This window comes from Cognatundibacterium luofuense (assembly GCF_018139685.1).
GTDB classification, from domain to species: domain Bacteria; phylum Pseudomonadota; class Gammaproteobacteria; order Burkholderiales; family Burkholderiaceae_D; genus Undibacterium; species Undibacterium luofuense.
In genome coordinates this window covers 332577-345014 of record NZ_JAGSPN010000001.1, presented here as the reverse complement: position 1 = coordinate 345014, position 12438 = coordinate 332577, and the positions used below count along the sequence as shown (strand labels likewise).

The 12438-nt window shown below is 55.8% G+C and carries 11 protein-coding genes; 4 read left to right on the top strand and 7 right to left on the bottom strand.

Going from position 1 to position 12438, the window contains the following annotated elements; genetic code table 11:
- The first annotated feature begins 122 nt into the window (after nt 1-122).
- The 4 genes from KDM89_RS01510 (at nt 123) to lipA (ending at nt 3384) form a co-directional block, all read left to right on the top strand.
- Nucleotides 123-968 carry a D-amino acid aminotransferase gene (locus KDM89_RS01510; protein ID WP_212686180.1) on the top strand — a complete coding sequence of 282 codons (846 nt, stop codon included), beginning with the start codon at nt 123-125 and terminating at the stop codon, nt 966-968.
- A 69-nt stretch (nt 969-1037) separates the two neighbouring features.
- Nucleotides 1038-1319 carry a DUF493 family protein gene (locus tag KDM89_RS01505; protein WP_189359066.1) on the top strand — a complete coding sequence of 94 codons (282 nt, stop codon included), beginning with the start codon at nt 1038-1040 and terminating at the stop codon, nt 1317-1319.
- Nucleotides 1320-1700: 381 nt separating this feature from the next.
- The gene (lipB, locus tag KDM89_RS01500; protein WP_212686179.1) at nt 1701-2378 is read left to right on the top strand and encodes a lipoyl(octanoyl) transferase LipB; all 678 of its coding nucleotides are present in this window, start codon (nt 1701-1703) and stop codon (nt 2376-2378) included.
- A 22-nt stretch (nt 2379-2400) separates the two neighbouring features.
- Nucleotides 2401-3384: a lipoyl synthase gene (gene lipA, locus KDM89_RS01495; protein WP_212686178.1), complete on the top strand. Its 984-nt coding sequence runs from the start codon at nt 2401-2403 to the stop codon at nt 3382-3384.
- A gap of 103 nt (nt 3385-3487) precedes the next feature.
- Here lipA and KDM89_RS01490 read toward each other — a convergent pair whose 3' ends face one another.
- From KDM89_RS01490 to KDM89_RS01460, 7 genes are all read right to left on the bottom strand, one after another.
- Nucleotides 3488-3901, bottom strand: a complete 414-nt coding sequence (locus tag KDM89_RS01490; RefSeq protein WP_212686177.1) for a hypothetical protein — start codon at nt 3899-3901, stop codon at nt 3488-3490.
- A gap of 225 nt (nt 3902-4126) precedes the next feature.
- Nucleotides 4127-4810 (bottom strand): malonate decarboxylase holo-[acyl-carrier-protein] synthase, encoded by a 684-nt coding sequence (gene mdcG / locus KDM89_RS01485; protein WP_212686176.1) that lies wholly within the window; start codon nt 4808-4810, stop codon nt 4127-4129.
- Nucleotide 4811: 1 nt separating this feature from the next.
- A complete protein-coding gene (locus KDM89_RS01480) occupies nt 4812-6449 on the bottom strand; it encodes a biotin-independent malonate decarboxylase subunit gamma (RefSeq protein WP_212686175.1) in 1638 nt (545 codons plus the stop codon).
- Nucleotides 6446-7732: an HD-GYP domain-containing protein gene (locus KDM89_RS01475; RefSeq protein ID WP_212686174.1), complete on the bottom strand. Its 1287-nt coding sequence runs from the start codon at nt 7730-7732 to the stop codon at nt 6446-6448. Before KDM89_RS01475 ends, KDM89_RS01480 begins: the two co-directional genes overlap by 4 nt.
- Nucleotides 7733-7824: 92 nt before the next feature.
- On the bottom strand, nt 7825-8034 hold the full coding sequence (locus tag KDM89_RS01470) for a YgaP family membrane protein (RefSeq protein WP_212686173.1): 210 nt from the start codon (nt 8032-8034) through the stop codon (nt 7825-7827).
- A 1-nt stretch (nt 8035) separates the two neighbouring features.
- Nucleotides 8036-11260: an efflux RND transporter permease subunit gene (locus tag KDM89_RS01465; RefSeq protein WP_212686172.1), complete on the bottom strand. Its 3225-nt coding sequence runs from the start codon at nt 11258-11260 to the stop codon at nt 8036-8038.
- A complete protein-coding gene (locus KDM89_RS01460; RefSeq protein ID WP_212686171.1) occupies nt 11257-12348 on the bottom strand; it encodes an efflux RND transporter periplasmic adaptor subunit in 1092 nt (363 codons plus the stop codon). Before KDM89_RS01460 ends, KDM89_RS01465 begins: the two co-directional genes overlap by 4 nt.
- Nucleotides 12349-12438: the final 90 nt, after the last annotated feature.

Below are 12438 nucleotides of genomic sequence, written 5' to 3'. Positions count from 1 at the left end.
TGCATAAGCATGGCTGCAGAATTGTGCAAGAATCCTTCTCATCCCTGCCGCTGTCAGTGCCGCGTTGTTGCGTCAACGATCAGCCGGTTTTGTCGGTTTTTCTGATCTTTTGTGAGAATGCTATGCACGACGCGCTTGTTTATCTGAACGGTGAATTTCAATCTTTGTCGGAAGCCCGCATTCCGGTGCTGGATCGCGGTTTTATTTTCGGTGATGGCATTTACGAAGTAATTCCGGTGTATGGCCGCAACATGTTCCGCGCGAAGCAGCATATGGCGCGCCTGTTCCGCAGTCTGGACGCGATCGGTATTCCGAATCCTCACTCAGAAGAAACATGGATGACGCTGATTCAGAAAGTGATGGATGCGCATCCTTCTGATGATCAGATGGTGTATCTGCAAGTGACGCGCGGCGTTGCCAAACGTGCGCATGCATTTCCGAAAGAAGTGACACCGACGGTGTTTATCATGACCAATCCGCTGGTACTGCCTTCTGCGCAAGTCCGCGCCGATGGTGTGGCTTGTGTCACGATGGAAGACCGCCGCTGGCTGCATTGCGAAATCAAATCAATTTCCCTGCTCGGCAACGTGCTGGCAGCCCAGCACGCGGCAGAATCCGGCGTAACGGAAAGCATACAGTTCCGCGATGGCTGGCTGACCGAAGGTTCGTCGTCGAATGTCTGGGTGGTTAAAAATGGCGTGATCATGGGCCCGCCGAAAGATCATCTGATCCTCGAAGGCATCCGTTACGGCTTGCTGCAGGAACTGTGTGAACAGCACGGTATTCCGTTTGAATCGCGTAAAATAACGAAAGAAGAAGTTTTTGCGGCAGATGAGCTGATGATCAGCTCCGCAACCAAAGAAATTCTCCCGGTGGTCCGGCTGGATGCGCAGACTATTGGAAATGGCGCACCCGGCCCCATTTACCAGCAGTTATACGCCGCTTACCAGGCCGCCAAACACGCCTGAACACCCGCCAGTCTGTGATGCCAGCAGGCCACAGCCGGACGCGGTGGCCTGAACTGAACTGGAATTATCATGGACATCAAACCTATCCCACCGGAAGACAGCCTGATCGAGTATCCGAGCGAATTTCCGATCAAAATCATGGGCGTCATGCATGACAACTTTGCCCAGACTATCGTCGAACTGATCGTGCTGCACGATCCGGGCTTTCATGCCGGCAAAATGGATATGCGCGCTTCCAGCAAAGGCACGTATCTGTCGCTGACCGCCACTGTGACCGCCACCAGCCGCGAACAGCTGGATAACCTGTACCGCGCGTTGTCCGGCCATCCTATGGTCAAAGTAGTGCTGTAAGCCGCTTTTTGGTCTCAAATATACCCCCGGGGGTATCTGAAAAGCCCCAGTGTTGACGCCGACAACAGGGCAATTTTCTGAAAAATACGGGGGGGTATCTGTTTTCAGCTTGATTTCGGGTTGATTTCAGATTGTTCCGGGGCGAATCAGACCTGCGCAGACTGGTAAATTTTCCTGCGCTCAGACGCTGATTTTCGCTACAAACTGCGGTGATTTCCCTGAAAATCACCCGCTGTCTTTGGTCAGAGCGCAGATTTTCACCGCAATGTTCGGCAAAAATCCTGCTTTTCACGGAAATCCCCGCTTTTACGCCGCTTCCTGCGCAAAAAACGTGCAATGCAGCCGCCTGAGCCACGACGCAAAATGTTACACTAGCAGACTATGCAAGCCGTTCTCACCCCTTCCCCGTCGTTACGCATCCTGCACCGTGGTCTGGAAGACTACCAGCAGAGCTTTGATGCTATGCGCGCATTTACCGATGCCCGCACCGCTGACACCCCGAATGAATTCTGGATTGTTGAACATCCGCCCGTCTATACACTGGGACTGGGCGCCGACGTCGGCCACGTGCTGAATCCGAATGGCATTCCTGTGGTGCAGACCGATCGCGGCGGCGAAGTGACATATCATGGTCCCGGTCAGGTCGTCATTTATCTGATGATGGATTTGCGCCGCAGCCATCCGAAAGCCCGCCTGTATGCACGCGAATTCGTGCACAAAATCGAACAGGCAGTGATCGACACTCTTGCCCGCTGGCAGATTCACGGAGAGCGCAAAGAAGGCGCGCCCGGCATCTACCTCAGCGACGGCTCGCACAAAGGCGCAAAAATCGCCGCGCTGGGTCTGAAAGTACGCGGCAACGGCTGTACCTATCACGGCGTTTCGCTGAATGTGGATATGGATCTGGCACCTTTCAGCTGGATTAACCCTTGCGGTTACGCCGGTATGGAAACCATCGATATGAAAACACTGGGCGTGACCGCTGCGCTGGCCGATGTCCAGCAAGCGCTTGCACAACGATTACATGAACTGTTGTCAGTTCCGGCTGACCTTACCTGACTCTGAAAAAGGGTTTCGCACCATGACTACTGAACAAACACCTGGCACTGGCGATACCGCAGCAGCGGCTTACGATCCGACCGAGAAACAAAAGGGCGCAAATAAAACATCGCGTATCCCGATCAAAATCGTCCCGGCAGAACGTTTGCCGAAACCGGACTGGATTCGCGTCAAAGCCGGTTCGCCAACCACGCGCTTCTACGAAATCAAAGACATTCTGCGTTCCAACAAACTGGTTACCGTCTGTGAAGAAGCCACCTGCCCGAACATCGGTGAATGCTTCGGTAAAGGTACGGCCACCTTCATGATCATGGGCGACAAATGTACCCGCCGCTGCCCGTTCTGCGACGTTGGTCACGGCCGCCCTGATCCGCTGGATGAAAACGAGCCGGGTAATCTGGCACGCACCATCGCCGAACTGAAACTCAAATACGTGGTGATTACTTCCGTCGACCGTGATGATCTGCGTGACGGCGGTGCCGGTCACTTTGTGGAATGTATCCGTCAGATCCGCGAACTGTCGCCAAGTACACAGATCGAAATCCTGACACCGGACTTCCGTGGCCGTATGGACCGCGCGCTGGAAATTCTGAATGCCGCACCACCGGATGTGATGAATCACAATCTGGAAACCGCACCGCGTCTGTACAAAGAAGCACGCCCGGGTTCCGATTACGAATATTCGCTGAGCCTGCTGAAACGCTTCAAAGAACAGCATCCGGACGTACCAACCAAATCCGGCATCATGGTTGGTCTGGGTGAAACCGACGAAGAAGTGCTGCAAGTGATGCGTGACATGCGCGCTCACAATGTCGATATGATCACGATTGGTCAGTATCTGGCACCAAGTAACCATCACTTGCCGGTGCGCCGCTACGTACATCCTGACACCTTCAAAATGTATGAAGAAGAAGCGTACAAAATGGGCTTCGCGCATGCGGCAGTCGGTGCGATGGTTCGTTCCAGCTACCACGCAGATCAGCAGGCACACGGCGTGACTGCTTAATCTGCCATCCGGCTCTGCAACAAAAAACCCGCTTCACAGCGGGTTTTTTATTCAGTAACACAGTTACATTAATGCAGGCTGTGTACAGGCTGTATCCTGACTTTTATGCAGCCTGCTCAAGCGAAAATTCTTCCAGCTGCCAGCGCAGATCCTGCTCCCAGCAAACCCGGCCCCAGTAGGAAAACGGTAGTTCAAGGTACAGTGCGGATGTCAGAAAACACCAGTCAGGATCGAAATCTTCAACCTCTTTGCACCACACATCACCCGGTTGCAAGCATTGCTCGCTCCACGGTAACACTTTGACCTGCATGCCAGCAGCCTGCAGCACCACTTGCAGCAATGGCGTCAGCTCAGGGGTTTCCAGCGTCAGCAAAATGCGACTGCCTTTCGCAAGTCCCAGATAATGCAGAAAGCCACGCCAGTCTGCGCGCAGCGGCAAACCGTATTCAGTCTGCTGTGCGGAGCCGTTGGAAGCAGATAATTGTGCGCCAACCAGGGCGATACTCAGAGAATTCATCAGCAGACCTCACTTTCAATGATACCGGCAGTGCCACGGCGATATGCCACTGCAGGCATTGTAAACACCTGTATTAAGAAAGAAAGTGCTGCAATCAGCGCAATTGTCAGAGCTTGTTAAATCCACATGGTTCAGCGCAAAATCTGCACAATATAGCCAAGAAGCAATACCACTTTAACGACACTGTTTCCGAGTGGAATGATAAACGCCTTATTAATAAGGCGTTTACTGCGCAGACTTTAGTAATTGCAGCAACGAGTATCTAGATACCAGTTTTTGCTGTCGAAAAGCTTTCATTAGAATCTTCTGACTATGCAGACTCTCTGCAACTGTGTCAGAAATCAGCCACTCGCGCCACGAAACTGCTGCGCCACCGGGAAACACGATTTCCCCGCGCAATGGCAAGCTGTTGGAAAAATGGCGCAGAATCGTGAGGCCGGATACCAGATGTTCCTGATCCTGCGGACGGAACAACAGCCGGATTTCGGTATCCGGCTGCAGATAAGATAAGCCGGTCAGAAATTGCCATGCCGCCAGACCATAGACCCGGAAAGTGATACCGGCTTCGCGTCCGGCCTGATGCAAAGCTTGCAAACCCGGCTGCCATTCAGGCAGTACATGACTGAGGATGGAATGCAGCGCCAGACATGGCTGGTGGCCGGTAATGTGATGGCTGGATACCGCGACGCGGCAAGCTTGTGTGCTGCCATCGGGCTGTAAAAACACCAGCCCCAGATTCAATTGCTCAGATGGTAAATGGTGATCGCGACGCGTCACTACCAGTGGCCAGTCGCCGTATTGCCAGCGCAGACTTTCGCTGTGCCAGGCCAGCGGAATCTGTGGTCGAATTTGCTCCCAGCCCTGCGTCGATAGCCAGACCAGATCATGACGCTGAAACAAGAGATCCATGTCAGACCGCCTCCGGTTGTAAATCCGGACTGCGCGGATTTACAGCTTGTAATGCCTGCATCACCGGATATGCGGCTGTACGGCCTTGCCGCTGCCAGCCCAGCAGATTGCGCTGATCCAGTAATGGTAAACATGTATTTGTCCGTTGTTGTTGCAGTAATTCCGTAGCCCAGTCATCCAGCATTGCACGGTCCGGCAAATCACACAGATGATGTAACGCACCGGTTTGCCAGTGCGCCTGCGCAGTCTGTGCCAGCATCGCGGTATCCGGCTGCACAGAGCTGCCGGTCACTTGCGCGATTGCCTCTGGCGACATCACTCGTATGCTGGCCTGCGGCAATGCCCACAGTGCATCGCATTGCATGCCGCCAGTAACAAGCGCACTGGCAGTAGCCTGATCGCAGACCAGCCCCAGTACCGGCTTGCCCGCCTGACGTAATGCAAACAGACAAGCCGACAAATGTAGCATGACCTGATGCAGACTCAGCATTTCTTCCTGATAACGCAGACGCTGACCGCAGGTGCTGATCAGCAGCAGCACCGCATCCACCGGTTCCTGCAATGCCTGCATACAGGCCGCTGCCTGCGCCAGCACCAGGGCCGTGCCGGATTCCGCACCGCCCGCCGTGCCGATGACCTGCCAGCGATAACGGCTTTGCCATTGCCCGATGACAAAACCATACGGACTGATCTGCACATCATCGTTGATTGCCAGTTGGTCTGACACTTGCTGCTGTAAAGCGCTGATCTTCACTGCTTCGGGTTCTGCGGCAGTGGTGGTGCGGGCTTGCTCCTGTAGCCACGTCGCTGGCAATGCAAGATTGTGTGACTGCCAGTAAGAGATCACATCGGTGCAGGATTTTCCTGCTTGCCAGCGTTCAGACAATGCCTGTTGACGCTGCCGCAAAACCGGTAAGGTGAAAAAATCACCTGCCTCACTGACAGGCTGCGCCAGCAATCCGGCAATTTGTTGCCGCAGCGTCGCGGGTTCGTGATCGGGTAACAGTATCGCTTCATGCAACTGGCTGCGATGCCAGGCACCGTGAGTGCGTGCATGCAGCGCTTTGTCTTCGGGATCAAATTCCGTATTGCCGTGCGCCTGTGCAATGACTGCTGCACCGCTCATACCCCAGCGCGCAGCAGGCGTCATCCAGACCTGTGTTGCTGCCGCCGCGATTAAGCCCATACCACCGAAACAGCCACGCCCCTGATCAATCAGCACCAGCACCGGAATACCCGCAGCACGTAAGCGCAGCACACCATCGATACACTCTGCGACTGCAATCAGTCCCGCGTTGGCTTCCTGCAAACGCACACCGCCGGATTCCGCAATGATCATCACGGCATTGGCTTTGTCAGTCAGCGCCCGCTGCAGCAGCGCACATAAACGCGCACCATGCACTTCGCCGATCGCGCCGCCCGTGACCTTGCCATCCTGCACCGCCAGCCATATTTTTTTGCCATCCAGACTGGCGCGGCCAAGCCAGATGCCATCGCCGTCCGGCGCGCTGCCCTGCTCTGCAGGCCAGTGCGGACTACATTGTGTCTGCGAGGTTTTCCATTGCCACAAATGATCCCACACCGGCAGCCAGCGCTGCAGTGCTGCCGGACTGTCTGCGGACAACAGCGGCGTACTCATCGGGTTCCGTTTCGTTTTTCTGTATCGAAGAAATAGGTCATACGCTTGCGCGGACTCAGGTATTCATACACTTCCGGTGCCAGTTGGCGCGGCTTGAGGCTGGCGACAATTTCCACGGCGGGATCATGTTCCAGATCCAGAATAATCGCTTCGTTCTTCGGCACCGATGCATCATAGATCAGCACGCTGGGGCGCAGCGGTTTACCGGAATTCACACCGATCACCATGCCCAGCGTACCGTCATTCAGTTGCACCACGGTTCCCGGCGGATAAATTCCCATGCAGCGGATAAACAGATTCAGTGCCGGTGCATCGAATTGCTTACGCATGTGGGCAAACATATACGACATCGCCTCATACGGCGTCATAGAATCCACCGGATTCGCACGGTTGCATAAATTGTCGTAGGTATTGGTGATCGCGACGATACGTGCCAGCGGTGCGATTTTTTCCGCGCGTAAAAACTGCGGATAACCGGTGCCGTCTGCGTATTCGTGATGTTGCGTGATGATATCCATGACACCTTTGGCCAGACCGAGTTTCTGTCCGATCTGCTGGCCGTACATGACATGCTGCTGCAACAGACTTTGCTCCGCCCGCGTCAGTTCAAATGTTTTATTGACAATACGGTCGGGAATTTCGATTTTCCCGATATCGTGAAACAAACTGCCCATGCCCAGCAATTTAATATCCGGTGCCTGCAAACCCAGTTCTTTACCGAGCATCATGGTCAGCACACTGACATTCAGAGAATGGTAATAGGTTTCCTCACCGGCGATTTTGTCATTCATTAAATGGATCGCGATGTCTTTGTCGGTCAGCAGCGAATCCAGCATTTGCTGAATCAGATTATCAGCCTGCGCCACCGATTCTTTCGGACGCGAAAACAAATTGCGCGTAATGTCTTTCAGGGTACTGGCGGCTTTAACTATTTGCTTTTCGCAACTCGCAATCGCTTCGCGCTCGCGCACCAGCCGCTCAACCCGCGCCCGTTTTTCTGCGATCTTTTGCCGTTCTTCTTCGGTAATCACCACCTGTTGCTGCGCCTCATCCGCACTTGCCGAAGCTGCTTGCGCAGGCAAAGGCCGGCAATCGGAGCGCGAGGGATTCACACGTATCGTTTTCAGACCAAGCTGACGCAAAGCCCGCAAGTCATCTTCGGACTTGATCTTGAAACTGTTGAGGGCAAATGAATGGTCGAGCCAGGATACGTCCAGATGGACATATAAGCCCACACACAGACGTTCAACCGGAACATCAACCGTAATCGGTGCTGCACACATAGACAAAAGCGGGAAAATTCAGAGTTAACCCATTTTAACAGTCTACACCTGTGCAGCACACGTCACAGACATGCCGGTGACGCCGGAATGCCTCAGCAACCGGAACGGATACCCGCTTTACGCAACAGCGTTTCCATCAGACACCAGCGGGTAAAACCGCTTTGCCATAAATTCAGACCGACGAAAGCGGTAAACGCCAGCCACCATTCACTCTGAAACAGCGGGCTGCCGTGCCAGCCCAGTGCCAGACTCAGCAGAATAAAAATACCTGCCACGATACGTACGATTTGCCAGCTATGCATGTCATTCTCCCTGCGTTGCATACTGGCGGCGATACGCGCTGAAATACAGCAGCGGAATCACCACCAGGGTTAATAAAGTCGATACAAAAATCCCGAAAATCAGCGAAATCGCCAGACCGTTAAAAATCGGATCATCAAGAATAAAGAAAGCGCCCAGCATGGCTGCCGCACCGGTCAGGATAATTGGCTGAGCACGGGTAATCGCAGCGCCCACCACCGCATCGGCAAACGCGATACCCTGCGCCACCTGCACCTGTATAAAATCCACCAGCAGTATCGAGTTACGCACGATGATGCCGGCCAGCGCGATCATGCCTATCATCGAGGTTGCGGTGTATTGCGCGCCAAGCAATGCATGACCCGGCATCACGCCGATGATCGTCAGCGGAATCGGTGCCATGATAATTAACGGCGTCAGATAAGAACCGAACTGCGCCACCACCAGCAGATAAATCAGTACCAGCCCGACGGCATAGGCAGCACCCATGTCGCGGAAGGTTTCATAGGTCACCTGCCATTCGCCATCCCATTTCAGGCTGTAGCCACGATAAGGATCGGCCGGTGCCTTGATGAAATATTCCTGCAGCGCAGCGCCATCCGGCATCTTCAACTGCGCCAGCGCACTGCGCATACCGAACATGCCGTACAGCGGGCTGTCGATACGGCCAGCCATATCCGCCATCACATACACCACCGGCAAACCGTCTTTGTGATACAGCACCTGATCGCGCAGACTGCGTTCCACCTGCACCAGCTCGCGCAGCGCTATCCATTGTCCGGCCTGCGTGCGCACACCCAGCGCCAGTGCCGCATCCAGCGCGCCCATCTGATCGGATGGCAATTGCAGCCACAAAGGCACGGGATATTTGCTCTGGTCATGCAGATAACCGGCCGCACTGCCCGCCATCGCGGTATTCAGCAATTGCACGATTTCCTGCTGACTGACACCGGCCGCCGCCGCTTTACTGCGATCCACCCGCAGCCACAAGCGCGGACTGTCGGCCTGCGCACTACTGTCGGTATCGACGATGCCGCTGGTTTGCTCAAACACTTTGCGCACCTGCGCAGCAGCCTGACGACGCCCCTCATCATCCGGCCCGTAAATTTCTGCCACCAGTGGTGCCATTACCGGCGGGCCGGGCGGTACTTCCACCACTTTCAGACTCGCACCGTAAGGTTTAACGATCGCTTGCAGCGCCGGACGCACGCGCATTGCAATCGCATGGCTTTGTTCTTTGCGGTGATGTTTATCGACCAGATTGACCTGAATATCGCCCTGCTCGCTGCCCTGACGCAGATAGTACTGACGCACCAGACCGTTAAAACTGATCGGCGCGGACGTACCGGCGTAAGCCTGATAATCCTGCACTTCCGGCACGGTTTGCAGATAAGCGCCGAGTTCGCGCAGCACACCAGCCGTTTTTTCCAGCGGCGTACCGGCAGGCATATCCAGCACCAGCTGAAACTCGGATTTATTATCGAAAGGCAGCATCTTCAGCTGCACCCAGCCGATCACCGGCAAGGCCACCGACACCAGAATCAGCGCCAGCACCAGCAAACCCAGTTGCATACGGCGTTTTGCACCGTCCAGCGGATCAAGAAAACGGCGGAAGAATTGTTCGAAACGACGTGCCAGCGCGGAGCCTTGTACGGCAGAACCATGCTCAGCATGTTCGCCCTGCGCATGTGAAGATTTCATCCATAAACGCGACAGCCACGGCGTCATCACAAAGGCAATCGCCAGACTCAGCAGCATGCCCATGCTGGCATTGATCGGAATCGGGCTCATGTACGGCCCCATCAGACCCGTCACAAATGCCATTGGCAGCAAAGCAGCAATCACAGTCAGCGTTGCCAGTATGGTCGGGCCGCCGACTTCTGCCACTGCACCGGGAATAATTTCCGTCAGCGTGCGCTGCGGAAATAAAGCCTGATGACGGTGAATATTTTCGACCACCACAATCGCATCATCGACCAGAATCCCAATCGAAAAAATCAGCGCGAACAGCGATACCCGGTTCAGCGTGAAGCCCCATGCCCAGGATGCAAACAAAGTCGCGGTCAGCGTCAGCAAGACTGCTGTACCGACAATCGCCGCTTCGCGTTTGCCCAGCGCAAAGAACACCAGCGCCACCACGGATAAGGTGGCAAACAGCAGTTTCTGCATCAGCTTGCTGGCTTTTTCATCGGCGGTCTGACCGTAATCGCGGGTGATACTCAGTTCCACACCGGCGGGCAGTACGGTATTGCGCAGTAATTCCAGCCGCGCTTTAACTGCGCTGGCGACTTCAACCGCGTTCTGTCCGGCTTTTTTGGTGACCGACATCGTGATAGCCGGATATTCACCGCTGGCGCCGCCGGTACGGGTGACGCCATACCAGACATACTGGCCCGGCACCGCGCTGCCATCGGTCACGCTGGCCACATCATGCAGATACACCGGACGGTTCTGGCGCACCGCCACCACCAGTTGCTCCACTTCCCTCGCATCGCTGAACCAGCCACCGGCATCCAGCTGAATTTGCTGATTCCCCGCCAGTAACTGACCGGCTGGCAGACTGCCGCCCGCGCCCTGCAAGGCACGCTGCAATTCATTCAGACTCAGTTGCACGTTCGCCATGCGCGCCACATCCGGTTCTATGCGTATCATGCGGCCCGGCGCACCGGTAGTCAGAATTTCGCGCGTACCGGCTACCCGTTTCAGATCAGCTTCCAGACTGTGTGCCACCGCCTGCAACTGCGCCGCACCCTGCTCTGCATCTTTACTCCACAGCGTCCACGCCAGCACCGGCACATCTTCGATGCCTTTCGGTTTAATCAGCGGCGGCAAGGCACCCAGCGACGGCGGCAGCCAGTCAGCATGGCTGTTAACCGCGTCATACAAACGCACCAGCGCTTCGGTGCGCGGCACACCAACGGCAAACTGCACGGTCAGAATTGCCTGACCGGGACGCGCCACCGAATACACATGCTCGACACCCGCCATTTGCGACAACACTTGTTCTGCCGGTGTCGCGACCATTTGCTCAACATCTTTGGCGGATGCGCCGGGCAGCGCCACCATCACATTCGCCATCGTCACATTGATTTGCGGCTCTTCTTCGCGCGGCGTGACCAGAATCGCAAACAAACCGAGTAGAAACGCAACCAGCGCCAGCAAAGGCGTGATTTGCGCTTGCTGAAAATACGCCGCGATGCGGCCGGAAATGCCGTCGGTACGACTCATGGCTGCCCCCCGCTGGCAAGACGTGCAGCAACCTGCGGTTCTGCAGCCAGCACATCACCGGCATTCACACCGCTGAGAATTTCAATTTCTTCGCCCTGTTGCGGGCCGGTACGCACCTGACGCAACAGAATTTTCGGTCCTTGCACCACATACACCGCACTCAGTTCCGCACGACGGATCACCGCGCTGCGCGGCACCAGTATCCGCGCCGGTGTTCCCTGTGCGCCCTGCGCATTGCCGTTATCCAGCGCCAGCGACAAACGGGCAAACATGCCGGGACGCAAACCCTGCACCGTGTTCGGCAATGCAGCACGCAACTGTATGCTGTGGCTGGCCGGATCAGCCGCCGGTAAGACCGTGAACTGAGTCAGACTGATTGCTGCAGGCTGCACGCCGCTTTGCTGCCAGCTGACCTGCACAGCACCGTCTTTGCGCAGACGCGCCGCCTGCTGTTCAGGAATCATCGCCGTCACGCGCAAGGCACCGGGCTCATACATGGTCAGCAAAGGCTTACCGGGCATCGCCATATCACCGGGCATGGCCGGTACTTCCGACACCACGCCGCTGTACGGCGCTGTCAGCGTGTAAAAACCGGACTGTGTACGCACCGCACCGGCAGCGGCGATCTGCGCGCGGGTTTCCGCCGCAGCGGCCAGATACTGCGCACGCGCCTTATCCAGTTGCGCTGCCGAGATAAAGTGCTGCGCTGCTAATTGCTGACTGCGCTGCCAGTCTTTTTCCGCCACCGCCAGACTGGCATTCGCCGCTTCCACCTGCGCCTGACTCGCATTCGCCTGCTGCTGCGCCGCGCGCGCATCCAGCCGCACCAGCACTTGTCCCGCTTTTACGCTGTCACCCGGACGCACCAGAATCTCGGTAATCGCCCCGGCCACCTGCGCCGATATCTGGGTCTGGCGCACCGCTTCCACCACCGCATCGGCCTGCGCGCGCTCTGCACTGGCAGTACTGCGCGCTTTCACGGTTTTCAGTGCCGCAGCGGCAGTTTCCGCCGCCATCACAGACACGCTGCACGCTGCTGCCAGCACGCCCGGCAACACCACTCTGAACATCTTTGCAAATTGCATCATCACTCCTCCGGAGGAAATACAGGTTGATTTTTGATGGACTCATAGTATCCTTATTTGCGTATATACGCAAATAGTTATTTTTAATTGGCA

Excerpts from the sequence above, each read along its gene's own strand:
- lipA (WP_212686178.1), top strand. The coding sequence starts at position 2,401 with ATGACTACTGAACAAACACCTGGCACTGGCGATACCGCAGCAGCGGCT.
- KDM89_RS01490 (WP_212686177.1), bottom strand. The coding sequence starts at position 3,901 with ATGAATTCTCTGAGTATCGCCCTGGTTGGCGCACAATTATCTGCTTCC.
- lipB (WP_212686179.1), top strand. The coding sequence starts at position 1,701 with ATGCAAGCCGTTCTCACCCCTTCCCCGTCGTTACGCATCCTGCACCGT.
- KDM89_RS01475 (WP_212686174.1), bottom strand. The coding sequence starts at position 7,732 with ATGTGTGCAGCACCGATTACGGTTGATGTTCCGGTTGAACGTCTGTGT.
- KDM89_RS01505 (WP_189359066.1), top strand. The coding sequence starts at position 1,038 with ATGGACATCAAACCTATCCCACCGGAAGACAGCCTGATCGAGTATCCG.
- mdcG (WP_212686176.1), bottom strand. The coding sequence starts at position 4,810 with ATGGATCTCTTGTTTCAGCGTCATGATCTGGTCTGGCTATCGACGCAG.
- KDM89_RS01465 (WP_212686172.1), bottom strand. The coding sequence starts at position 11,260 with ATGAGTCGTACCGACGGCATTTCCGGCCGCATCGCGGCGTATTTTCAG.
- KDM89_RS01480 (WP_212686175.1), bottom strand. The coding sequence starts at position 6,449 with ATGAGTACGCCGCTGTTGTCCGCAGACAGTCCGGCAGCACTGCAGCGC.
- KDM89_RS01460 (WP_212686171.1), bottom strand. The coding sequence starts at position 12,348 with ATGATGCAATTTGCAAAGATGTTCAGAGTGGTGTTGCCGGGCGTGCTG.
- KDM89_RS01510 (WP_212686180.1), top strand. The coding sequence starts at position 123 with ATGCACGACGCGCTTGTTTATCTGAACGGTGAATTTCAATCTTTGTCG.
- KDM89_RS01470 (WP_212686173.1), bottom strand. The coding sequence starts at position 8,034 with ATGCATAGCTGGCAAATCGTACGTATCGTGGCAGGTATTTTTATTCTG.